Annotated in this window: 17 protein-coding genes; 7 read left to right on the top strand and 10 right to left on the bottom strand. The window is 54.4% G+C overall.

The annotated features are described in order from the left end of the window. Window positions 1-84: 84 nt before the first annotated feature. Window positions 85-1,518, bottom strand: coding sequence for an SGNH/GDSL hydrolase family protein (locus H5P30_RS12810; protein WP_185693322.1), 1,434 nt, complete (start codon window positions 1,516-1,518; stop codon window positions 85-87). A gap of 5 nt (window positions 1,519-1,523) precedes the next feature. Between H5P30_RS12810 and H5P30_RS12805 the strand changes: the two genes are divergently transcribed. Then, window positions 1,524-2,975 carry a GH39 family glycosyl hydrolase gene (locus H5P30_RS12805; RefSeq protein ID WP_185693321.1) on the top strand — a complete coding sequence of 484 codons (1,452 nt, stop codon included), beginning with the start codon at window positions 1,524-1,526 and terminating at the stop codon, window positions 2,973-2,975. Window positions 2,976-3,051: 76 nt separating this feature from the next. On the opposite strand, the gene H5P30_RS12800 is transcribed toward H5P30_RS12805, so the two are convergent. Then, a complete protein-coding gene (locus H5P30_RS12800; RefSeq protein WP_185693320.1) occupies window positions 3,052-3,756 on the bottom strand; it encodes an IclR family transcriptional regulator in 705 nt (234 codons plus the stop codon). 120 nt (window positions 3,757-3,876) lie between these two features. Here H5P30_RS12800 and H5P30_RS12795 point away from each other — a divergent pair, with 120 nt between their 5' ends. From H5P30_RS12795 to H5P30_RS12785, 3 genes are all read left to right on the top strand, one after another. Next, window positions 3,877-5,229, top strand: a complete 1,353-nt coding sequence (locus H5P30_RS12795; protein WP_185693319.1) for a mandelate racemase/muconate lactonizing enzyme family protein — start codon at window positions 3,877-3,879, stop codon at window positions 5,227-5,229. A gap of 156 nt (window positions 5,230-5,385) precedes the next feature. Beyond that, window positions 5,386-6,153: an SDR family NAD(P)-dependent oxidoreductase gene (locus H5P30_RS12790; protein WP_185693318.1), complete on the top strand. Its 768-nt coding sequence runs from the start codon at window positions 5,386-5,388 to the stop codon at window positions 6,151-6,153. Window positions 6,154-6,191: 38 nt separating this feature from the next. Further along, window positions 6,192-6,911 (top strand): RraA family protein, encoded by a 720-nt coding sequence (locus tag H5P30_RS12785; RefSeq protein WP_185693317.1) that lies wholly within the window; start codon window positions 6,192-6,194, stop codon window positions 6,909-6,911. 244 nt (window positions 6,912-7,155) lie between these two features. Here the strand turns inward: H5P30_RS12785 and H5P30_RS12780 are convergent, their stop codons facing one another. Both H5P30_RS12780 and H5P30_RS12775 read right to left on the bottom strand, forming a co-directional pair. After that, window positions 7,156-7,425: a hypothetical protein gene (locus tag H5P30_RS12780; RefSeq protein WP_185693316.1), complete on the bottom strand. Its 270-nt coding sequence runs from the start codon at window positions 7,423-7,425 to the stop codon at window positions 7,156-7,158. Then, window positions 7,422-8,258, bottom strand: coding sequence for an L-arabinose isomerase family protein (locus tag H5P30_RS12775; protein ID WP_185693315.1), 837 nt, complete (start codon window positions 8,256-8,258; stop codon window positions 7,422-7,424). Before H5P30_RS12775 ends, H5P30_RS12780 begins: the two co-directional genes overlap by 4 nt. A gap of 235 nt (window positions 8,259-8,493) precedes the next feature. On the opposite strand from H5P30_RS12775, the gene H5P30_RS12770 reads away from it, so the two are divergent. Continuing rightward, the gene (locus tag H5P30_RS12770) at window positions 8,494-9,192 is read left to right on the top strand and encodes a hypothetical protein (RefSeq protein WP_185693314.1); all 699 of its coding nucleotides are present in this window, start codon (window positions 8,494-8,496) and stop codon (window positions 9,190-9,192) included. Between the two features lie 87 nt (window positions 9,193-9,279). Continuing rightward, the gene (locus H5P30_RS12765) at window positions 9,280-10,473 is read left to right on the top strand and encodes a polysaccharide pyruvyl transferase family protein (RefSeq protein ID WP_185693313.1); all 1,194 of its coding nucleotides are present in this window, start codon (window positions 9,280-9,282) and stop codon (window positions 10,471-10,473) included. A gap of 91 nt (window positions 10,474-10,564) precedes the next feature. Here the strand turns inward: H5P30_RS12765 and H5P30_RS12760 are convergent, their stop codons facing one another. Genes H5P30_RS12760 through H5P30_RS12740 form a run of 5 tightly spaced genes read right to left on the bottom strand, consistent with a single transcriptional unit; the run spans window position 10,565 to window position 18,990 of the window. After that, complete coding sequence (locus H5P30_RS12760) at window positions 10,565-12,541, bottom strand: cellulase family glycosylhydrolase (RefSeq protein WP_185693312.1); 1,977 nt, start codon at window positions 12,539-12,541, stop codon at window positions 10,565-10,567. Next, window positions 12,534-14,600 (bottom strand): alpha-galactosidase, encoded by a 2,067-nt coding sequence (locus H5P30_RS12755; protein WP_185693311.1) that lies wholly within the window; start codon window positions 14,598-14,600, stop codon window positions 12,534-12,536. Before H5P30_RS12755 ends, H5P30_RS12760 begins: the two co-directional genes overlap by 8 nt. A gap of 10 nt (window positions 14,601-14,610) precedes the next feature. Then, window positions 14,611-15,330 carry a DUF1559 family PulG-like putative transporter gene (locus tag H5P30_RS12750; RefSeq protein WP_185693310.1) on the bottom strand — a complete coding sequence of 240 codons (720 nt, stop codon included), beginning with the start codon at window positions 15,328-15,330 and terminating at the stop codon, window positions 14,611-14,613. Window position 15,331: 1 nt separating this feature from the next. After that, on the bottom strand, window positions 15,332-18,190 hold the full coding sequence (locus H5P30_RS12745; protein WP_185693309.1) for a beta-galactosidase: 2,859 nt from the start codon (window positions 18,188-18,190) through the stop codon (window positions 15,332-15,334). A 35-nt stretch (window positions 18,191-18,225) separates the two neighbouring features. Beyond that, entirely contained in the window at window positions 18,226-18,990 is a 765-nt protein-coding gene (locus H5P30_RS12740; RefSeq protein ID WP_185693308.1) for a hypothetical protein, read from the bottom strand. A 127-nt stretch (window positions 18,991-19,117) separates the two neighbouring features. Between H5P30_RS12740 and H5P30_RS12735 the strand changes: the two genes are divergently transcribed. Beyond that, window positions 19,118-20,185: a LacI family DNA-binding transcriptional regulator gene (locus tag H5P30_RS12735; RefSeq protein ID WP_185693307.1), complete on the top strand. Its 1,068-nt coding sequence runs from the start codon at window positions 19,118-19,120 to the stop codon at window positions 20,183-20,185. A gap of 155 nt (window positions 20,186-20,340) precedes the next feature. On the opposite strand, the gene H5P30_RS12730 is transcribed toward H5P30_RS12735, so the two are convergent. Continuing rightward, on the bottom strand, window positions 20,341-22,020 hold the full coding sequence (locus H5P30_RS12730) for a glycoside hydrolase family 3 protein (protein ID WP_185693306.1): 1,680 nt from the start codon (window positions 22,018-22,020) through the stop codon (window positions 20,341-20,343). Window positions 22,021-22,041: the final 21 nt, after the last annotated feature.

The raw sequence follows: 22,041 nt of genomic DNA, 5'->3' as shown, positions 1-22,041 counted from the left end.
AGAATAGATGCCGGTCCCTCTCAGAGCTAAGGAGACAAACAAGTTGGAGACGATCGCACAGTTCAATAATCGTTTGGTCGAGCCTCAGTGCACCAGCTCTCCGAGCAAAAAAACAGCTCCGGGGTACCAATCCATCGCTTCGAATCTCTCGGGCGATTCGTCGAATTTATTGCGGACTCGCTCGAACAACACTGAGCGCTTGTCAAACGTCTCGGTTGACACTTCGACCACAACGTCATGCACAGTGTCTTCCAAGTTGCCCGCCAGCTCCACTGTCCCTAGCCTGTAGTAGTGGCAATACCCATCCATACGCTTCAACATGCGTGATTTGCCATCGACCGTCACTCGGATCATACCGCAACCGGGACCGAGCAGATCGTAAACAGCCACTCGTGTGCCCTTGAATTGAAAGGACAATGTGGATCCGGGTTCGGCGCGCCATAGCTCCGGCATACGCATCAGAAACCGCTTGGCCAAGGGATCTTCCGGTGCTTTCAACTGCTGCCATGCCCCCTCCAGTGAATCCGGCCCCAGTTCGGAAATCTTCACTATGGTGGCCTGCTCCCAATTGTTTTCAAACATCGGATCAGACAACCGATGCGGAAAGGCTTCTCCAACCGCCAAAGCCTGCGGCAAGGATCGCGCAAGCGCATCCATGTAGAGCCTGTGCCCGGTATCCACGTAGGGATGCACGCCGTCTTTGGAAAACACGACGGGGCGACCGGCCGAAGCCGGCAGCTCTGAAGATTGATTCAAATCATCCCCGGACACTGCTTCCATATTGGCCTCCGGTTCTTTCATCACGAGCCGTCCGGCTTTCTCCATCTCCACGATCTCGACTCCCATGTGCACGGTCGGAATCCCATAGTAGTCGGCAATGGCTTCCATGTTACTGGAAGTGCGCTTCATCTTCCCAGTCCTCAAATGCTCAATCTCGTGGTTTGTAATGGTATAGACAAAACAAATATCAGTATCCGGAAAACGCTTCCAAGTCTTCCGGACAATCCCTTCCATCGCCAACTGGTATTCCAATCCGGCACGGTCGTTGACAGCGAACTCGACGAAAAGCAAATCCGGCTCATGCTGGAGGACATCCCGTTCCAGCCGAAACACTCCCAAGGTCGATCCTGTGCCGCCGATCGCAGCATTGATCCCCGTGATTTCCGAGTCTGGATAGCGCTCCTCGAACCATGCCTCACTGTAGATACGCCAGCCCTGCTGGGACGTGATACTACCGCCAAGATAAGCGATCTTGACCGGTTCTCCCGCCGCAAGCTTGGCAGCCACATTCGGTAGTCCGTTTCGGACACTCGACTCTTTTAAATCCCGCCAAGCCGACGAATCTTCAGCCATACAAAACGTGCCGATCAACACAAACAGAAGTGTTAGAAATGAAAATTTGGAAGTAACAAACATATCGTAAACTTCCACAAATCCGGACCGTTTCACAAGCAACACGGCTTCGAACAGTTCGATAGATTGTGGTTTGACTTTGATCAGCGACTTAGCGGAGTTCATTTCCAATGACAACAACCGCCTCCCCCACCTATTTCGGACTGAAAAAACTCGGCAGAGTGAAGCCCAAGAAGAGCACGGAGATCACTTCCTCGCGTCTCGGCGTGGGATTCGAGACCTTGGACCGCGACATGTGGGAACCCCACCAAGCCTGGCCGGTTCTCAGCGAACTCGGCGTCAAATGGGCCCGCGTGCAGACCGGCTGGACCAAGACCGAAAAGGAAGTCGGCGTCTATGACTTCGCCTGGCTTGATGAAGTGGTCGATACCCTGATTGAGAAAGGTGTCACCCCGTGGCTGAGTCTCAGCTACGGCAATCAACTCTACACGGAAGGAGCTGGCGACACCGGAGTCGGCTATCCTCCCATCGAGACCGAAGCCGAACGCGAGGCCTGGCAAAACTATGTCGCCGCCGTGGTCGAACACTTCAAGGACCGCATCGACCACTACGAAGTCTGGAATGAGCCGGACCTCACCTCCTTCTGGAAACGTGGCCCCAAAGCAGCCGACTACGTCGATCTCGTCCGCCTCAGCGCCGAACCCCTTCGCAAGATCCAACCCGAAGCCAAATTGATCGGGGGTGCCATCGCCTGGGGAATGACGCCTTGGAGCATCAAGTTTCTGGAGGACTGCATGAAAGCCGGCATGGGTGACCTCATCGACATCGTCACCTACCACGGCTACAAATCCGTGCCCGAGCGACATTCGACCCAAGAATTTCCCGCCTTCCAGCACATCTGCAAAAAATACAACCCGGATCTGGTCTACTGGCAGGGCGAATCCGGCTTCCAGTCCTACGTACCGCCCAAGGCGGTTGGTGTCGGCGCTCTCTCAAAGATGAAATTCAGCGAGGACATCCAAGCGCGCATGCTCCTACGCCGCTTCCTCCTCGAACTGCACAACGACACCAAGATGTGCAGCTACTTCCACATGGCGGACTTCGCCCACTATGCATCCTTCAAGGAAACCTTCCACTACGGGCTGGTTCGTCTCGAGGACGGCTCGCCCAAACCGGCCTACTACGCCCTGCAAACACTAGCGACCCTCCTCGCGGACCCGATGGAGCCCGCCCTCGGTCGCACCTCCTCGCACATCAGCGTCATGGAGGATGCCGAAGATCCTCGAAACACCAAGATCGCTACTTGGCAGGCCAACTTCGTCTGCGGCGATATTCCCGTGCTCGCTTGGTGGATTCCCGAGTCGGTTGAGGTGGATCCCGAGATTCTCGAAATGGAACTCACCTACTGGATCGAGGACGGCCTCAAACTCGACGACCCCGTGCTCATCGAGCCCATCACTCAAAAGGTCTACGAAGTTAGCTGCTCCTGGGACAAACGCACCTGCGCCGAAACTTGGATGGATCCCGATCCCGAGGCCGAAGGCGTCCGCGTCTTCAAAGATCTTCCCATCTGCAATTCGCCATTGCTGCTGACGGATCGGGCACTGATTGAGTTGATCTGAGGTCATTCCGCAGACCGGCTTAGGACTGGCTTCTTTCGAGCGGGTCGGGACGGACATCCATTTAGAGCGTCCGCCTCTAGTTATGAGTCTCCACCCGCTGACGCAAGGCCTTGGCAATCTTCACCTGCCTCGCTCCCGCAAAATGCTCAGGCCAGCCGACGGCGGTGAGCGACACCCAATCCGTACCCGTCAACTGCAGAGGCACAGAACATGCGTAAACTGAGGGGTGGTATTGGCCGAGCTCAAAGCAGACGCCCCGCTCCCGACAGTCGCGGATGCGCTTCCAGACGTCATCCGGCTGTTGGCGCGCCCAGGCCTCTTTCGGCGCGGAGTCGAGCACGGTCTTGATTTCGTGGTCGGGCATTTGCGCCAATAAGACCGCCGCAGCCGAACCGATCGCGAGATGAATGCGCGATCCGATCGGGCTGGTAATCGCGTTTGGCGACGATGGCTCCGCCCGTAAAGCCGTCGTCGCGAAATGTCCTTCTCGCAGAGATACCTTAACCGACATTTGCAACTCTTCCGCGAACACGCGCATCGTTGGCTCGAACTCTCGAAGGCGTGTTTCCAACCCCGAGTAGGTCCGGGCCACGTGCGCCAGACCGAAGGCGATCCGCAGCCCACCGGAAGGCTCTTCGCAGAGCCAGTTGTGCTCCAGCAAAGTGTTGACCATCCGGTAGCAAGAGGCTGGCGGAATGTTAAGGGCAAAGCTCAATTCCTTAACAGGAATCGGGACGTTACGATCAGCGAGATATTCGAGGATCGAAACCGCTTTGTGCAAGGCAGGTATAGTTTGCGAACGCGTCATTTCTTTTTTATCATATATGATATTTATTTTATCAATATTATTTTGACCTAACTTATTCAAGCCTCAGGCTGCTCAACAGAAAAAGGAATCACCATGACTCAAACCAACCCCAGAGACACTGATGGCGCAGTGGATCCCGCCACGTTAAAGATCACCGATATGCGCTTTGCCGACATCGACGGCGCACCGAAGCGCTGCACGCTCATCAAGCTCTACACGAACCAGGGTCTCGTTGGATTCGGTGAGGTCCGCGATGCCTCCAGTCGAACCTATGCGGCGATGCTCAAGAGTCGGATCATCGGCGAGAACCCATGCAACGTGGAAAAGATCTTTCGGCGCATCAAACAATTCGGTGGACACTCACGTCAAGGTGGTGGCGTGAGCGGCATCGAGGTGGCCTGCTGGGATTTGGCCGGCAAGGCTTGGGGCGTCCCCGTCTGGCAATTATTAGGCGGAAAATTCCGCGACCAGATCCGCATCTACTGCGATACCGACTCGGAAGGTGGCGGACGTGATATGGGCAAGGCGTTGAAAGCACGAATGGCTCAGGGCTTCACTTACCTCAAGATGGATCTGGGATTGGAACTGCTGATCGATCAACCGGGTTGTTTGAGCGCGCCGCTCGGCTTTCTGGAGAAGATGAAAGAATACAAGAAGACGGTCTTCAGCACACCGGGCGGCTCCATCGATCCACGCGCGATGCGGGGAGAAGCCTATGACCTCTTCAATACCGCCCACCCTTTCACCGGGATCCATCTAACCGAAAAAGGTCTCGACTATCTGGAACAATACATGGCCGATGTGCGCGCCGAAATTGGCTATGAGATTCCACTGGCAATCGATCACCTTGGACACATTCCGCTCGAGGACTGCATTAAGTTGGCCAAGCGCCTGGAAAAATTCAACCTGGCGTGGATGGAAGATCCCATTCCCTGGCAAATGACCGAGCAATACACCCGTCTCGGAAACGCGACAACGGTTCCCATCGGAACCGGTGAGGACATTTACCTAAAAGAGAACTTCATCCCACTATTCGAGTCCGGCAATCTGGCGGTGGCTCATCCGGATGTGCTCTCCACGGGGGGTATTCTGGAAACCAAGAAGATCGGCGACATAGCGGAGGACTACGGCGTCTCCATGGCGATCCACATGGCTGAAAGTCCCATTGCTTGTATGGCGGCCGTTCACGTCGCCGCAGCCACGCGCAACTTTATGGCATTGGAAGTACACTCCGTCGATATCCCCTGGTGGGAAGATATTGCAATCGGCCTGCCGAAGCCTCTGGTCGACAACGGCTACATCGATGTGCCGAACACACCCGGCCTCGGCATTGAAGCGCTGAACGAAGAACTGATTGCCGAAAAGCTGCACCCGGATTTCCCGGACGCATGGGCCCCAACAGACGAGTGGGATAAAGAGTGGGCCAACGATCGCCAATGGAGCTAGTGCATGCGACCATCGGTTCGATCGAAATAGAATCCTAAAATACGAGCACCACTCCAAGAAAATGAGCGACGAGCGGGCTTCCCTTTTCCATCATCGAAAGCGTCCGGCGGCGCACCCGATCGGCAACGAACCATTACTCTGAAACACGACCCTGTCATGAATCTTCCCGCACTCCTTAATCTAACCGGGCGCACCGCGCTCGTCACCGGTTCGTCGCGCGGTATCGGCCGCTCGATCGCCTTGGCATTGGCCGAGGCCGGCGCGGATATCGCGCTCCATGGCACTTCTGACGGCGAGCGTGTCCAACAGGTGCGCGACGAAATCCTTGCCAAAGGCGTCCGATGTGCCGTCATTCTCAAGAACCTCGCCGAGCATGATGCGGCAAAGTATCTTCTCGAACAGGTCGGCGCATCCCTTGGCAAACTCGACATTCTCGTCACGAATGCCTCGGTCCAACTGCCCAAGCCGTGGCTAGAGGGCACTCGCGAGGACTTCGAACTTCAGGTCCAGGTCAACTTCCGCTGCAGCTACGAGCTGATCCAGATGTCGGTCCCCGCCATGCAGGAACGCGGATGGGGACGGATCCTCACCGTAGGCAGCGTGCAGGAAAGTAAACCGCACCCCGACATGCTGGTCTACGCCGCCACCAAGTGCGCCCAGACCAGCATGGCGCAAAACCTGGCCAAGCAACTCGGACCGTCGGGCATAACCATCAATAACCTTGCACCAGGCGTGATCGGCACCGATCGGAACCTCGACCGACTGGCCGATAAGGATTATCTCGATCGAGTCCTCAGCTGGATTCCCGTCGCTAAAATCGGGAAGCCCGAAGACTGCGCCGCCACCGCCCTGCTCCTCTGCAGTGACGCCGGTGCATACATCACAGGACAAAACATCTTCGTCGATGGCGGCATGAGTCTCTAACTAACTTTTCGATACACACAACCCAATCAACAATTATTATGAGCAAGCAAATGCATGTCGATAAACTCAAGGAAATCCGCGACACGGTGGAGAACATTGAACTGAGTATCCCTCTAGAAGAACTCTGCAAGCGCTTCGAAAAACTGTATACAGGTGCAGTCAACGACGTCCTCAGAGAAATGTGCCTCCCCAATCAGGGCCTACCGACAAGCATCATGCCCCTGCGCGACGAGATGGTTGTTTGCGGAGAAGCCTTCACCGTCAAAGCAGTGAAGGACCCCACCATGGGCGGCGAAATGGAAGTGCGCGTCGAAATGCTCGACGAATTGCGCCCCGGCCACGTCGTCATTTGGAATGCCAACGGAGACGACCACGCCTCGCACTGGGGAGGCGTCATGACCCAAGCCTCCATGAAGCGCGGCTGCCGCGGCGCCATCGTAGACGGCGGCATCCGTGACACCAAGGACATCCTCAGTCAGAAGTTCCCGATCTGGTACCGTTACCGCACGAGCAACGGGGCCCTCTCCCACACCAAGATCGTCAACTACCAAGTGCCGATCTTCGTCGGTGAAGTCATCATCAAGCCCGGCGACATCCTGCTCGCCGATATCGACGGTGCCCTCGTCATCCCGCGCAAGATCGCCGTCGCCGTCCTGGAGCGCGCCGAACAGATCGAACGGAACGAAGGCGAGATCAAGGAATGGGTTGCCGCAGGCCTCACCGCCGAAGAGATCCACGACCGCGGCGGCTACTTTTGAGCACCAGAAAGCCAAGGAATCCGGTCTGACCTCAACCGGGACCACTGACGAATCGCAAGATTCAAAGACCCATCTTTCGTTGAACTACCAAATGTCCAACACCCGCTTGAGCGCGTAAGCGGACCATGCCGCTATGGGCGGCGGCTCTTGAGTTGATCCATCAACAAGTCAGGACTGTATTGAAACTCAGGCTCTTCCAATCCAGCGTGAACGCAGTGTAGTCGACGCTCCAATCCTCCAGCTTCTATTTCCCTTCATTGAGATCACTCATAAACCCCGAAGTTCCGACCGAGGAATCCACCTCCGAGACTGCCAGCGCAAACTTGTGTCCTTTGCTTCCCGCAGCCACCTTCACAAAAACCTGATTCTCGCCCGGCTCCAACGTTACGGGGACGTAAATATATCCTTTCGGACTCCCATGCCCCCCGTCAATGTCCGCGACAAGGTCCCCATTGACCCACATCTTGGCATAGTAATCCACCTGGATCGCGAGGAAAACCGGTCCTCCGTTCACGCTCCGGAGAGAGCCCCGTAACCCCCCTCGACAAGAAACCGTCGCAATCCGATCTCGATCCGGGCCGCTTCGCGAAGGGAGTCGTGTCGGTCGCCGCCTTTCGCCAACTCGGGTGTTAGTTCGTACAAGTCTGCATACTCTTCGCAGACGGCGGCCACTTCTTTATTGCTGGCTTCCTTGATCACGGCCACCAGGTCGCCGATCCCATGGGTATTGACCTCGAATCCAAAAACCCGCTCGGCCTCGACCTTGTCGCCATCGGTGACGGAGACGTAGTGCATGTTGTCTCCGAAGCGGACCACCTTGAGGTGACGCACCTCATCCCAGCCCAGGGCGACTCCCGCCCAGCTGGCTACTTGGGCCCGCACGGAGGATTCCTCCCAGTGTCCGACGACCACCTTGCGCGGAATCCGTATGCGCGTCAGCATATGGCCATACTCCCGCCCGCCGTGGGCCGACTGGCTCAGGTTCATGAATTCCATGTCGATCCCGTCCCAGAGAATATCCCGGTTGAACTGGGTGTGGAGGTGACAGATCGGCTTGGTCAGCACGTTGAGACCGCTGATCCACATCTTGGCCGGAGAAAAGGTATGCATCCAAGTGATCAGCCCGATGCAATCCTCTTCGCTGCTCGCCGCCACGCAGGTCGACCGAATCTCATCCGGCGTCGTCACGATCGGCTTGAAGACTACTTCCACCGGAATGGAATCGTCGGCGTTCAAAGCCTTGGCAATGGTCTCGGCGTTCGCGGCAACTTGTTTCAGGGTTTCCGGCCCGTAGAGGTGCTGGCTGCCGGTGATGAACCAAACTTTTTTCGAGGAGTTTTCTTTCATAGGATTAAAAAGTAGCAGGGTTGCTTCAGCGCCCTGCCGTCGGGCGCAGTTACTCCAAAGGCCGCGTCGATCCCAATAGCTTTTCCATCGTTGTTTATCGGGAAACGTATTCCGCCGCAATATCTAACTGTTAGAAAACCCAAATCTTGAGACTCCCGGGATGCGAAGCAAGATCACAACCATCGCGTAGAGTGGTTTCTACGCCAAACAGACCCTCCAAATTGAAAGAAAACCAATGAAGCTCTCCCATTTCCTGATTCCGGTAGCTCTTCCCTTTTTACTCTCGGTTCCATTGGCTGCTCAATCGGTCGAGATCGCTCAGATCGATTTTCAAAGCGACCCTTTCCAGTCCTCCTCAAGCACCTCCAACCAAGATTTGACCCTTAAGTTGAACTATGGCCCTAGTCTCGTGAGTGCGGGAGCCGATGCGGGCTGGAGTCAAAGCTCCGGCACCCTATTCGCCCGGGCCATGCAACTAAGCGGTGAGCCGATTCTGGCCCTCGGAAAATCGAGTAAAAATCTTCCGGAAGATGAAGATAGAGTAATCGAAACCGCTAGTTTCATCGAGTTTTCCCTCGCGCCGAAAGAGGATCAAAGAATATCTCTCGATGAGCTTCGAGTGCGCATTGGCAGCCAACGATTAGCACAGAATGAGAAGCGCACCGAATCCTTTACCACTCAGTTTTTTATTCGCTCCAGCGTCGATGATTACCAGAACACACTGGGAGCGGGAAGAATTTATCTAGGAGCGGCTAGTAGCGCTTCGAATACGCACTGGGAGGAGATCGAAGTTGATCTCCGGTCCGACCCCAGCTTTGAGAATATTTCAAAAGAGGTTCAATTCCGTATCTACATCTATCTCACCACTTCGGAACCGAACTGGTTGCAGGTCGCCCGAGTGGATGACATCGTTCTGACGGGAACGATTCATTAAGGCGACTCAATCATTAGGCGGATTGCAGCGGCAGGATAGGCTGCCGAAAAATCCAGATCTTTTTCTCACAAAGGAAACAACACTTCAGTGAAACACGTTCTTCTTCATTCCGGCTGGCAAACCACAAATATCGGGGACGTGGGTCACACCCCTGGGACGCTCCGCTTCATCGAGCAACATATCCCTGAGGCCTCAGTCAGCGTTCTACTGCATGATTGGTCAGAGAGCGTCCTCGCCATGCTGAGACAAAGATTCCCCCGAATCACCTTCATCCCCCGAGAAGGGAAAGACTATAGGCCGATGAAGGAACATGTCTCTGCATTCGAAAAAGCAGACCTGGTCATTCAGAACTCCGGGATGCTGTACAACCGTTTTTTTCAGCCAGACCTCAGGCTTATGCAAATGTGTATCGAGGCTAGGAAACCCTTTGGTCTCTACGGACAGTCCTTTGATGGTTTTCCCAACGATCAGAAAACAGAAGTGGTTGAACTGTTCAACCATGCCAGCTTCATCTATTGCCGTGACACACTTTCCCTCCAATTCCTGCGATCCTGCGAGGTGAAACCAAGACGACTGGCATTTGGTCCCGATGGTTGTTTCGGAACGGACCTACGCAACGAAGAGGGTGCAAACGAATTACTCCAGAAACTCCACCTCAAGGCTGGAGAATACCTGACCGTCACGCTCCGGACCAATAGCCCAAACAAAGGCAAAGCCGAGAACATCCTGAATCCTGCCCACCTTTCTGCCGAACTTATTGCCGAGAACGATCGATGGGCCGATCAACTCCGTGCAGTGATCATCGGATGGGTCCTGAATACAGGAAGACCCGTTCTTCTCGCGCCCGAAGTGGAGAAAGAAGTGGAGATGGCTCGCACCTACCTTTTTGACCCGCTTCCACATGCAATCCAGTCCCACGTCGTTGGCCCCGAGACCTTCTGGGACTTAGACACAGCCGCGTCAATCTACGCGAAAGCACGCGCAATGGTAGCCATGGAACCCCATTCCTGTATTCTGGGAATCGGAGCTCATACGCCATCTATTCACTACTACACTCCCAAACATGGCCAGAAAGCAGAGATGTTTGCCGATATCGGGCTTCACCCTTGGTTATTAGACATTGAGGAGGTTCAACCCGACCGAGTGCTCGACACCTTATCCAAGATCGACCAAGACCCCGAATCCGCTCGGCAATCCGCCAGACAGGCGATGGAGTATGTCGAGAAAACTACTGCTGTGAATATGCAGTGGATCCGCAAGGTGCTCGGACTGACCAACTAGTTTCCCCCTCAATCTAGAAGCTACGAACCTTCTTCCGCTTGCCCTGCTCTCGCCCGACCATAGGCATGAGCATGGAACGCAGGGCGCCCCTTCATCCAGCTCTCGCTACACCCGGTTCAAAAGCACCGCAGTCTTCTCCCACCTTCGAAGTCTCCTGTTTGAGACGCCAAAGCTGACTGGAGCAAGGATCAAACTCCACGTCGATTCCGTCACTCAAATCTCGTTCCCAACCGGGGGCTATCTGCAAGGAGGTTTGCACCGGATCGGAAGAATAATTCGTCAAAATCGCGAGTAGATCTCCGTTCTTCAGAAAGTGTTCCGTCACGCCAATCCATGGCGACTCCTTTCGGATCACTCTCCGATCAATGAAACGTTGGGAAAACTTTCGATAGAGTTTCCAATAATCCGGTTCCCTCCCTGGCAGAAATACCTCTGCCGAATTGGCCAGAAAAGTCTCTAAAGGAAACAGGAGAGTATAGACCTCACCTTCACCCTGCGGGCAGCGAAGAAAGATGGGACTTCCGTCCTCCTCTGAGGCAAGGATCTCTGTTCCAGAATGCAAATTTAAATCAAAGCGCATCGGACTATCGACTGTGAACGATTGCCCCCCATAGGAAAAAGAACACGTGTTTGCGCGTTCAGAATGACGGATCAAATCGAATCCTGCCCGTTGATTGGTCTCCGCGAGCCCGATAAGAGCCACCGAATGATACAAAACGGCACCGGATTCGATCTTTTCCCAGAGTTCACGCTCACGATGTCGGGATAGTGGAGCTTTGTTGTGGACCGATGGCAGGATGTATAGAGGAGCATCCGGCAGCGGCTGGTCGCTGTAGTGAAATCGGAGATCAAAGCCAGCTTGCTTGGCCAAAACAAACGCCGAAAAACCCGCCCCCCATTGATCCTGTCCCGGTGTCAAAAGGCAGACCGCCTCAACCTTCCGGGACGGAAGCCGTTCTATTCCAGAACTCGCATCCCGAATTTCCTGCCTGGCCGAGGCCAGGGCGAGTGCTTCCGGCTTGGGTTCCCGGTTCGGCTTAAACAAGCCCAGCTCTCTTTCGATGGATAACCAATCGTAAGGAGCCTCTTCCAACTCGTTCTGATCATAAGCACACCACCAAAGCGCTGAGCCAACACCATGGGCCCAGCAATCGTACACGCTCACCCGGGCCAGTTGGGCAGCCACCTTCGAATCGCAGACCGTCGGCCCCAAAGTCCCGAATTCCTCGACAATCACCGGGCTCCCCGAAAGATCGGAGTAAAAACAACTCTCTGCTGCGATATGCAGCAATGGTCTCATAGTATTCAAGGGTTCCCGTAAACAATGTGGAGTAAAGAGGGGATATGGGTGCACGGTGAGTACATCGGTCAGTTCCCCTTGTGCACGAATCGACCATGGCATCTTCGGGTCCGCTTTCAACGAGTGCATTCCCGAAATGATCGGCCGCGATGGATCGACGGCCCGGATGGCATTGGCGATCGATGCCGTCCACGCCCAAGATTCTTCCTCGCTCGTCACCTTTCCCATGCAGTTGCACTCATTCCCCAGATCCCAGGCGACTATGGATGATTCTGACCGGAAGCGATCAACAATACCGTGAACAAACCGTAGTTGCCACTTCACCACCTCGGGATCCGTAATCGGATTCAAGCCTTCCAATGCGGGAGGAACGAAAAGGCGGCCACTCATCCAGCCGGTTATGAGCCCGACCACGAGTTTCAACCCATGTTTTGCTGCGCAGTTCGCAACAAAGGAAAACCTTTCGAGCATTTCCTCGGCCAAACCGTCAGGCCTCTGGAGAAGCTCCTCTCCATTGCGATATTCAACGTGAGTCGCATGCCATTTCCTCAGATTGTTGACTGGTTGAAAATCCGGCCACAATGGGAACACACGAAGCACTTCCATTCCCTGCTCCGCCAGATTGGCAAAATCCGCTTCGACCACATCAGGGCGCCATTTTTGCCACATGAAGATGCCAGCGTGTGAAGCCCAGTAATTGACCCCTATCGAAACCGCCCCAAAACTCCCGTCTTTCTGGATCTCCATTTTCCTCTCCAACTCATTCATACAATTCCTTCCGTTTTTCGATCGACCATCGAAGGATCGAGAAATCCCGCTGCTCCGGCAGTTTGATCCTGATTCTCTCTGCCGACGAAACGCTCACCTGGGCGTTGCCCGCGATCTGCTCAACAGCCCCCAATGCACGCGGGGCCAACCGCCATACAGAGGGCAAATCAAATTCGAACTCCTCATTTTGGGCCAGCTCCCGAAAAACAAAGGCATAAAGCGGAGCCCCCTCCGATTTCAGGTCATAGGACAAAAATCCGCACCAGCTGAATCCATTGGGGCGCTCCCCAATGGCCAGGATCTCTCCCCGCTGAAAAGCAATCCTATGCGGTTTCCAACAAGCCAATAGCTGTCCCCATTCATCTCGCCTTGCCGCCGTGATTTCACTCATTTCAAACCAAGCCAAGGGCGAGGTGGGCAAAACGGTCGCCAGCTGATACGAAGCCGGCCAATGCTTGGGAGCCAACGGATCGTCACTCGGATACCGATCTTCATTCCGGTCCGAATTTAGAAACTCAAGTCGCAGTCGTGACGGGAGAAACCCATAGCGGGTAAGGTCCCAGAGAGCCCTTAGCGTTTGGTGAGGATAATAATTCCCAAAATCCGTATACCGATTTTCCAGAAACATGGGGCCGCCGGACAAACGACCCCAGTAGGTAGGGCGCCTTTCCGCCGTGGCATCAAAGTCGAAGAGGACCTTTCCCTGACTACAGGCCAGGACATAATCGCACAGCTGGTGAAACCGCTGCTCAGCCAGACGGCTTCTGAGTTTAACTGCATCCAGTTTAAAATGACGAACTCCCAGCTCCCGCCAAAGTGCCAACAAGACTTCTGCATCTTTCTCCCAATTCTGGAAATCTGAACTGGAGTCTGGTGCGAACCAAAGACCCAATTCCAATTCCGCTGCCTCAGCAGCATCCACGACAGGTCGCAACCCATCCGGGAAACGTTCCGGATGGGGCTTCCAAAAATCGGGATCTGCTGCCCAGAAACCGTTCCAAACTCCCGCTTGAGGATCCTTGACCGTATTGACGGTTTCCCCTTTCTGCCAGCCATCGTCAATCTGAACAACTTCGACTCCAAGGGCTCGAGCAGCTTCGATCTCGCGCCGAAGAAACGCTTCATTCAAATGGGACGCTGCCGCACGGTCTCCCCACGTGTTGGACACGATCAGGCCGTCACGGGATGGGTCCCACTCGTGCAAAACCCGCTGGAGTTTCTGCAACTCAAATGCTGCCCCGACCCTTCCTCCTCGATAGGTCAGACGCGCCATAGGATAACCGAGCCCCAACGCCCGGACCTTTAGACTTTCCACCTCGAAAGAAATCAGAAAATCATAGGGAGGACTCCACGGCTCCCTCACATGACGCAAGGGAGCGAGTAAAACCCAGAGGATCCCCTCTCCTGCATTTTCCGCCCTGTTCTGTTCCAAGCAAATTACATTCGTGCGCAACGGAAGTGCTTTCTCGGAAGGATGCATCATCCACTCTCGCTCACAAACGAAATCGGCATGGTGATCGGTCTGATCGACGAACTCGATCTGGCGCAGAGTGCAATGCCTCTGCTTCAAGACCAAAGGGGGCAGAATTTCATCCGGCAGACTTACATCCAATCGTCCATTGGGTCGTATTTCGACCCCATCCGCCTCGCGGACTTCCATACTGGATATTCCCTGCCCATACTTTTCCAAAGATTCCTCTACCCCGGGGCCGAACACCTCAAGAATTGAACCCGCGAGACCCGGATAGACCTGAAACCGAAAGATACGCCAATGCCGGGAATCGACGCGCGATTCAAGCCGCAACGTCACGACAAAGGCCTCGATTGCGCACGGATGAAGACACTGGCGTTCGCAACGAAACTCTGCTTTCCAAAGAGAATCTGAGGAAGTGGTGGATTCTTCTTTCCCGGACCATTCAGGACCATCGACTCTCCGCAGAGCCGTGGGCTGCAGAAAACCATCCGAAACGAGAGACCACGATTCCTCGAAACAGTCGTTACCGAGAGTCAGCTTCCCCCCACCCCACGACGCAATTCCTCTCGTTCGCTCTTCCTTCATCTTTCTGAGTTCACAGCGACCAGAAAGGATCGCTACTGCTACTGGGAATTTTCTCGGGAGTCATTGATTCGATGTGGCCATCGTAGAAGGCTACGTTTAGTTCTCCCCCATGAGGAGCGAGCCCAAACATGCGGAAGACATCACGATTCGCAAACGGAGCCGAACACTCCAGAGTCATCGCGGTCTTCGCCGGATCCGTTACGAGGAATAAGTTAACGGGCGTCATACGAGCACTCCCTCCCACCGGAGAACTGCCCACTCCAAAATTGAATCCATAAGAATGCCTCGAGGGCAGTACGCGTCCACCGTATGCGGGGTAATCGCCGATTCGGTTCGCAGGGCAGCGGAAAACGTTATCCGGGCATGGCTCATAAACGGGAGTCCCCATTTGGAGACAGTTCTGCGGACCATCAGATGCACGGTCATTGTAATTGTCATAGCTCCCGTAGATATAGGGCCAAAGCATATAACCCCAGGTATTCTTCTGATTCGAAGCATCGCCAGAGATACTCGGGGGTGGAGTTTTATTTCCATTCTCCCCGGCATAGAGCGACATTCCCGTCGTTATCTGGCGAATATTATTGATACAATCCGCCTTCCGTGCGCTTTCACGGACTCGCCCTACAACTGGAATAATAATCCCAGCCAATATTCCGATCACCGCAATTACAGAAAGCAATTCGATGAGGGTAAAACCACGCTTCCTCGATATAATTCTGAAAGCATGCATATTATTCGTTCTCCTTATCCCAATCTTCACGGACCACTTCGAAGAAGGGAGTTCCTCCCATCGCTCCTAGATCCTGAGTATCAAGCTCAATCAATAACCGGCCCTGAGCGTCTACCGAAATAGGGAGTTCACTTCGTCGGCTCCCATCCATGCCCAATGCGAAGAGCTTGAAACCGAGATCCGCCCGGACTCCGCTCAGGAGAACTTTGAGTTCGGCCGTTTGCAAAAGGACCGGAAGTTCTCCCATTGAGCTCGCGGTATCCTCAGTGGCATCCGTGAACTCCATCCCGTAGTTGCGGGCATCCGTCGCCAAGACCAGAAGGATCCGCCTCGAATCCGGTAGTCCTCGTGAGCGGTCGGAATCAATCGAAATCAAGGAGATAGATGCGGGCTCCGTGCATCGCAGAATCTGCATCGGTCCCACACTCAAGGGCCTATCAAACTTCATGACGGCGCCAAGAAAACGCGTTGTTTCCACCATCATTTCGCCGCCATTACCAGTCCGCACCAAAACCTCACCCGTATCGCTTTCGTAAATTCCAGCCGCTGGATCGGTTCGATTTTCGGGCCCAAGGATCTGCAATTCACGCAGCTCCCCCACCATTCTCTCAATTCTCTCGCGGGAAGAAGCATCCTCGACGACGGAGAACATTTGGTCACCTTTAATTTCGGCCGTCTGTCCCGGCAAAACCACGAGATCCGGGTCAATCTCAACGCGTGGCTCACCGTAAGTAATCCCAATCCGACTCAACGGCCACATGCGTGCCAGCTCATCATCTAATGCGCGCAACGCGCGACCTTCCCGAAAAATGTAATCATCGGTCAGCGGAATCTCAATGGTATGCGGAGAACTCCGCACGTCCCCCCGTCGAAAGAGAAACGCAGCCTGCACTTCAGACGCACGGGAAATGGGATCGTAACCCGCGTTAAAATAACTCATCGATTCCACTTCATCGACGACCTGATTTCCGTGCCGAGTCAACGCCCCCCACCCCTGAAGGGCTGCCCCTGCGCCATGAAGAATGCCCTGCTCGTGACGATAGCGATTCCAGAAAAGGTGTCCAAATTCTGTATTGAGAAAGGGTCGATCCAGGAACCGGGCGACCGACTGGCCTTTAAAACTGTTCCCTCCACTCGCCAGAGCACTGTCTTGGGAAACAATTGCACCTCCTTTGATGTATTTCGGATGAGCGTGATATTGATTCATGCTGACCACCGGAAAGAGTGATCTTGCCGGAACTGATCCGATCCGGGTGCGCATATTCCAGTTGGTGACCAAGCCTTCGTATTCCAACTCCTTGAGGAAAGAGAGGTAAAACTCAGACATTTCAACCTCCATTTCTCCAACGAACCGGGCCATATCCAAACCTGCCTGAGTATCGCTGAGTGCGGTACGATTGATCGAGGGAACATCCGTGTCGATGCGGCCGGATTCCGGCAATTCAATTGAACCACATTTTCCCGCCCAAGCCTCTCTCAGATTCTCATAATCTCCGTACTTCTCCGTCAAAAATACATGCCATGGTTCGTTGAGTTCCGACCCATATTCACGGTGAGGGAGGAGAATCTCCTGCTCATTCAAACACATTACGATCGCGAGTGCAGGATCCTCTTTCGGCGCTAAACCTGTGTAAGGGTTGACTTCATTCAACAACTTGCGCGCTCCCGCCTTCCAATTGGACCGAAACATCGGATTGACGTACATCTGCACCTTCGTGTTGAATGGAGCGTTCTCTAGCGAGGCAGCACTACCATTCAGAATGAATTGATCGTTTCCATGACCGACATAGGTCGTCATCAAATCAATATTCCAGTAGATGCCGTGCTCTTTCAACTGAGCCATGAGATAATGGGTCCGATCAAGCGCCTTTTCATCCCAATGCACGTCTTCGGCTAACATCGCCAAAGCTAAAGAATCGGGCGACGCGGATTTCAGCGCGGCAGCCCGATTGTTTCCGCTCAGATAGTCATCCAGAAAATGGAAACGCACCATATTGTATCCCTGACGGGCGACTGCTGCCGCAAAGCTCTCGATTTGCTCATCTGACCAGTTCCGAAAGCCGGGAGGAAATCTCGGGATCCATTGAAGAGAAAGGAAGCGGACCGGCGCATTCGGCTGATCCGCGAATGCCAGTTCACCCGAAGAATTTGCGATCACCCGGCCATGGATACCTGCTTGAGAGGTTCCACCGAACTCCGTAAAATCCAACGCTGAACCCTGCTGAATATAGAGATTATCCATATCCACCCCGATCCACCCTTTGGGTAGATCCAGCATCTCCGAAGGATCTTCCTGCAATCCGCTCCCCACAAACCGGACCGTAAGGGGCCCGAGATAAACGCTCTCGCCTGGTTCATACTGGCTGAAGATCAAGCGGGGAACGGAGGCCCATTTCCCGGATACGGTTTCTGTCAACGGAGCCGAGAACTCGATTTTCTCCCAATCGTTTCTCAAGTCAAAGCGTTGGGTCTCGCTGAATGGACGAGCGTTCTCATTCGTCACGCGCATGCTTATCCGGGCGCTCGAATCACTTTTCGCCCAACAGGAAATCTCTACCTCACCTACTCCTAGAAGGGAACGGGTATCGGTCGAGAACACCAAATAGGGCGGCCATCTCAATTCTCCCAAGGCGTGAAGAGGAGTGACCTTGAGACTCGGGCCCCCATCGGGTGTCGACTCCGATTCATCCAGCTCGCAAATGATCCCGTTCCAGTCCTCCGGCAGAGCTCCCGGCTCATCATAGCTCCAGAACAATGCCTCTTCGGGACCAGCCACTGCCTCCGGAACTAATCCCGGGATGAAAGCAGAGAAGACCAAGAGCAAAAAGTAAGGACTCCTACCCACGAACGAAACGGACATGGCGAAAAACGAAACCGTAACTGAGTCAAAAGGGTCTAGGCGCGGCAACGGCGACGAGCGACCCAAAGCATAGCCACCATTCCGAGCCCCAAGGCGACCGAAGTCGGCTCCGGAATTGATGAAGTCGAACCGGTGATCAATACATTATCCATTCGCATTAGCTGGTTGGAATCTACGGTGCCGGTGGAAATCACCGCATAGACCCGAAACGTAACCTCTTCCAGCGACGCTATATTTTCAAAATCGCTGTTGCCAATCAGGTCGACGCTCAGATTGGTGTAGTTATTCCCCGTAGTCCCAGAACCCTCACCCACATAGCGATTCACCGTAGCAAGATTGCTAACATATGAGTCCTGACTCGAACGAATAAAGTACGATATCGTGAAGTCGTCTACCGAGGTATTCCCCAGTCGTTGCGCTCCCACATCGACAGAGAACGAGGTAAGGGTCATTTCTTGATCCGCCGCGGGCGTCAGCGAAAAGTCAAAATAGCTTCCCGTTCCTGCATCCACGACATCCGCAGAGCCTCCGACCGTACTAGAATAAGCAAGCGAACCTGATCCTGTTCCGCGAGCGTAGAGGTTACCGCTGCCACTGTAGTTGCCGGATCCAAAATTTGAACCGGCGGCGAAGCCGATCGTGTAAGTAGCATCCTGCGTCGAGGGAAGAGTCGAGAACGGACTCTCGGTAAAGTTAAAATCAACCAATGTGCCGGATGCCGCCTGGGCAGCCGTGGGGAGAGTCAGGAAAAACGCTGAGGTCAGGCCCAGGGAAACAATTGATTTCGTAAGAGACTTCATGGGTATCGGGTCTTTTGAGGGTTGAGTTGTAAACGAACTACAGAAGGACCAATCGTAGATCCAACCGAGACGAGAACTATCGGATTATTCTTGAGCTACGACAAGAAGTTGGAATTCTAACAGTTAGATGCGTGTCAATTTGCGAACGGTTGCCGCCGAAGCGGGTGTTTCCGTGGCTACGGCCTCGATTGCTTTGCGGGGTCTGAAGAATATCAAACCGGAAACGAAACAGCGAGTGCTCGAAGCGGCTCGTCAGCTCGGGTACGTGCGCGACCCGCAACTCGCGAGCGCACTTACTTTCGTACGACAGAAAGAAAAAGCCATCTTCCGAGAAACTTTGGCTTTTATGGCGGACGTCCCCAACCCCAGATACAGCGAGTACCCTTGGCTAGAAGAGGAATTTCGAGGTGCTTCGGAGTACGCAAGGGCCAATGGCTACCAACTGGAGCGCCACCCGTATCCGGATGAGAAGAAACAACAAATGGTTCTCAACCGTCAGCTCAAAGCACGGGGGATTCGCGGCTTGGTGATCACACCCGCACTGAAACGGGGCCCGTTTCGTTTGTCGATCGATTGGGAGAACTTCATCGCAGTTGAAATCGGCCAAACGCTGATCGAACCCAATCTCCCCGAAATCATTCACGACGTGCCCGATGACTATGCGCACATGTTTGAAGAACTCAGATTACGCGGGTACAATCGCATTGGTTTTACAATTACGAAGCACGACGAAATCCGCCGCCATTGGGCGATGATGTCAGCTTATCTGGTATTTCAGCACAAACACAAGGAACTTCACAAACTTCAACCCTTGGAGAGTCCGACGGCCTCTTGGTCGAACGAACTGCTCGCGCCTTGGTTTCGGCGAGAGAAGCCGGATGTAATTGTAACGAATGGCCCGCACTTAGGACGTTGGCTCCACCAGATAGGCAGATGCGTGCCGGACGACGTAGGGATATGCCGAATCGACGCCATGAACGGCCCCGACTCCGGACTCCGTCCCAACTATATAGCCATGGGATACGCGGCGATCGAGACCCTCGCATCAAGGCTGGAAAGGAACACGCAAGGTCGACACACCCCAAACTCGGTCCTCTCCATCCCCAATTTCTGGTTCGAGGGAAAAAGTCTACGTCCCCGGCCTCAATCCGCTCCAGCCATGGGCCTCCGACTCTATTCCTCCTCTTCTTTCTAAAAACCATGGCGAAGCCATCCCAATCCCATCCTTCAAAGTTTGCCCCAACAATCGATGCCCGCAAAGGCGGGCCAAGCAAGCCCTTCGGGAAAACATTCAAGTCAAAATGTCGGTTTTTACGTTAAAAAAATAATGCATGGTTTGATTCGCTCGCCCTATCCTAGGAACCCGGTTCGTTCCGGAATAGTTTCAAGATCTACGGGCGATTGGCCATCGAAAGGAAGTTCTCCGAAGAGAGCGCGCACCAACGCGTCAATCACCGTCGGACATGGACTGTAGGCGTTGACGAGAGTGTCCAGATACGGGTTATCGAAAGTCAGGTAAGCCGTGTTCAGAGAAATGGTGATCGGCTTCATCGTCTCAGCATATTGCTGCGCCCACTGCACCTCGCCGAGCTCACCTACCGGACGGACAGCATTTTTCATCTGATGGATCTGCAGCGAATAGACAACGAGGTACGCATCCCAATGTTTACCCTCCTGCTCCATTTTATTAACATCCAGGCAGTTGCCATTCTTGTGCCGAGTAACCTCCAGCCCACGCGCTTCCAATGTCTCCGCCAAGAGATCGATATACCGGCTGTCTGCCTGCTCGGGAATCGCGCTGTGCAACAACACGGATCGTGCGCGGTCTGAATTCAACGGCAGCAAATTCTCGCGATTGCGAACGAGAGTGATGCTTTCGTCCGCCACCCGGGCTGACAGATCGACCGCTTGTCGACGCACCTCTGAATCCTCCTCAATGGGGGCGAACTGTTCTGCCGCGTCAGCTGCGTCCAACAAGCCCAGTTGCTGCTTAAGAGTGAGGATGCGACGAACGCTCGCCTCCAGTCTTTCTGTCGACACCCGCCCCTCCTCGATCGCTCGTTCCATTAGCGAGTAATAGTCATTCTCGGGCCAGAGCATGACGTCGTTGCCGGCGGCGAAGGCCTGCAGGAGTCTTTCACTCCGCGAGGCAAACCCCACAAACCCGGCCATAATCAGGGCGTCCGTAACCAGAACCCCTTCGAACCCCATCCGCTCCCGCAGCAATTGGGTGAGAATCGGTTCCGACAGTGTCGCCGGCCTGGGTCGTCCCGAAGAAGATCGAAACGAGTCACACCAAGGCAAAGCGATATGCCCGGGCATGATCGTCCGCACCCCTCGATCGATCACGGATTGGAAAACTCCCCCATGTACCTCCCACCACTCCTCCTCGGTGAGGGAGTTCACCGAAGTAATCAAGTGCTGGTCCCGAAAATCGACTCCATCCCCCGGGAAGTGCTTCGCGCAAGCCGCGAACCCGTGATCCTGCATGCCCTCAATAATCGCTCCAGCCAGAGCCGCGACCCGCTGAGGATCATCGCCTAAGCCGCGGTTGGTTACGATCGGGTTGAGCCAATTCTTTTGGACATCGACCACCGGCGCAAAGGTCCAGTTGAACCCGGCCTCCCGTCCTTCGAGGGCGGTGTATTTTCCATACTCATAGGCCATCTTCTCATCCCGGCACGCGGCCAGAGAGAGAAGCATCGGAAATCGAGTCTTGTCGGCCACCGCCTGACCGGCTCCCGACTCAAGATCTCCGGCCACCAAAAGCGGATACTTACTGGCCCTCTGGGCCCGCGCCAGTTTTTCGCGCAGAGCAGCCGACTTCCCCTCGGCCGAGGTAATGATCTCACCCCCACAAAAAACACTCCCCACCGGGAACTCTTCCAAATGACGCTCCAAGGTCTCTTCGTTGCAAAACCGCGAATTGAGGCCTAGCTGAACGGTCTGGCCGATCTTCTCGCGGAGACTCATCGATTGGATCAGATTTTCGATGGAGTCGGCTGGGTGTTGGGTGGTATCCGTGATCATCGTAGATTCATTTGGTTTTCG

The sequence above is a fragment of the Puniceicoccus vermicola genome (assembly GCF_014230055.1).
Lineage (GTDB): Bacteria > Verrucomicrobiota > Verrucomicrobiia > Opitutales > Puniceicoccaceae > Puniceicoccus > Puniceicoccus vermicola.
This window is presented reverse-complemented; position numbering and strand designations above follow the sequence as displayed.

What these genes read in the sequence shown, in the direction of transcription:
- H5P30_RS12810 (WP_185693322.1), bottom strand. Translation starts at nt 1,518, where the DNA reads ATGAACTCCGCTAAGTCGCTGATCAAAGTCAAACCACAATCTATCGAA.
- H5P30_RS12805 (WP_185693321.1), top strand. Translation starts at nt 1,524, where the DNA reads ATGACAACAACCGCCTCCCCCACCTATTTCGGACTGAAAAAACTCGGC.
- H5P30_RS12795 (WP_185693319.1), top strand. Translation starts at nt 3,877, where the DNA reads ATGACTCAAACCAACCCCAGAGACACTGATGGCGCAGTGGATCCCGCC.
- H5P30_RS12790 (WP_185693318.1), top strand. Translation starts at nt 5,386, where the DNA reads ATGAATCTTCCCGCACTCCTTAATCTAACCGGGCGCACCGCGCTCGTC.
- H5P30_RS12785 (WP_185693317.1), top strand. Translation starts at nt 6,192, where the DNA reads ATGAGCAAGCAAATGCATGTCGATAAACTCAAGGAAATCCGCGACACG.
- H5P30_RS12775 (WP_185693315.1), bottom strand. Translation starts at nt 8,258, where the DNA reads ATGAAAGAAAACTCCTCGAAAAAAGTTTGGTTCATCACCGGCAGCCAG.
- H5P30_RS12770 (WP_185693314.1), top strand. Translation starts at nt 8,494, where the DNA reads ATGAAGCTCTCCCATTTCCTGATTCCGGTAGCTCTTCCCTTTTTACTC.
- H5P30_RS12760 (WP_185693312.1), bottom strand. Translation starts at nt 12,541, where the DNA reads ATGAATGAGTTGGAGAGGAAAATGGAGATCCAGAAAGACGGGAGTTTT.
- H5P30_RS12755 (WP_185693311.1), bottom strand. Translation starts at nt 14,600, where the DNA reads ATGAAGGAAGAGCGAACGAGAGGAATTGCGTCGTGGGGTGGGGGGAAG.
- H5P30_RS12750 (WP_185693310.1), bottom strand. Translation starts at nt 15,330, where the DNA reads ATGCATGCTTTCAGAATTATATCGAGGAAGCGTGGTTTTACCCTCATC.
- H5P30_RS12745 (WP_185693309.1), bottom strand. Translation starts at nt 18,190, where the DNA reads ATGTCCGTTTCGTTCGTGGGTAGGAGTCCTTACTTTTTGCTCTTGGTC.
- H5P30_RS12740 (WP_185693308.1), bottom strand. Translation starts at nt 18,990, where the DNA reads ATGAAGTCTCTTACGAAATCAATTGTTTCCCTGGGCCTGACCTCAGCG.
- H5P30_RS12735 (WP_185693307.1), top strand. Translation starts at nt 19,118, where the DNA reads ATGCGTGTCAATTTGCGAACGGTTGCCGCCGAAGCGGGTGTTTCCGTG.
- H5P30_RS12730 (WP_185693306.1), bottom strand. Translation starts at nt 22,020, where the DNA reads ATGATCACGGATACCACCCAACACCCAGCCGACTCCATCGAAAATCTG.